Below are 307 nucleotides of genomic sequence, written 5' to 3' on the forward strand. Positions count from 1 at the left end.
CGACTGATAAATCGCAACAGCAGAACAACGCCAAATTATTGGTGCCCGTTCCGGTCGCCTTAACCCGTTATGCCGCGCAGCAGCTTTATGCCCCGTTGCGTACCGTCGAGCCGGTGGCCGGCATCCAGCCAGTGAATCTGCATTTGTCCTCGTCCATCACGACGCTTTACCCGTCAGAGCCGATTGCGATTACGCCGCTGGCAGGCTGGAGACTGCACAATCACACTGTCGTGGCACTGAAGCTGCGCAATCCCACCCAACGAAAAATCACCCTCAACCCACGAGCCTTACAGGGGCAGTTTGTGGC

1 protein-coding gene is annotated in these 307 nt (G+C 57.3%); it reads left to right on the plus strand.

Annotation, left to right across the window (positions count from 1 at the left end):
* Positions 1-307, plus strand: a 307-nt coding sequence (locus AAC147_RS09410) for a DUF3438 family protein (RefSeq protein WP_156115463.1), incomplete at both ends; no start/stop codon positions are given.

The organism is Xenorhabdus sp. NBAII XenSa04 (genome assembly GCF_963866145.1).
GTDB lineage: Bacteria > Pseudomonadota > Gammaproteobacteria > Enterobacterales > Enterobacteriaceae > Xenorhabdus > Xenorhabdus indica.